1 protein-coding gene is annotated in these 348 nt (G+C 65.8%); it reads right to left on the bottom strand.

What is annotated here, in order from left to right:
- Window positions 1–133: 133 nt before the first annotated feature.
- Window positions 134–348 (bottom strand): hypothetical protein (locus ASV53_RS25785; protein WP_189337988.1); only part of this gene is annotated, 215 nt, incomplete at its 5' end.

The following is a 348-nucleotide window of genomic DNA, read 5'->3' as shown; positions in this document are numbered from 1 at the left end:
TGGTAAACGGCAACGGGGCCGGGCGCCGCGTCGCCTTGCCTTTTGTGCCCGATATTAGAGCGCCCGGGGCAGGACACAAAACCGTGCTGACAGAGCGGCGGAGCGTTCAGGCCACTCCATTCGCGGCGGTCTTTCAGCCGGCGCGGCGAGCCGCCGGGCGGTAGCGGTACAGCCGTGCGCGCAGAAACAGGGTGATCTCGATGAGCAGCAGGGCCAGCACCGCGTACTGCCCCCAGTGAACGACGGCATCCAGCAGCGGAAGGTACAGGCCGTGCCCGGCCAGCTGCTGGTGCAGCTCGAAGGAAAAGGCATAGAACATGCCGAAGGTGAAGTTGCGCGTCCATTGCG

This window comes from Photobacterium sanguinicancri (assembly GCF_002265265.1).
GTDB lineage: Bacteria > Pseudomonadota > Gammaproteobacteria > Enterobacterales > Vibrionaceae > Photobacterium > Photobacterium sanguinicancri.
This window is presented reverse-complemented; position numbering and strand designations above follow the sequence as displayed.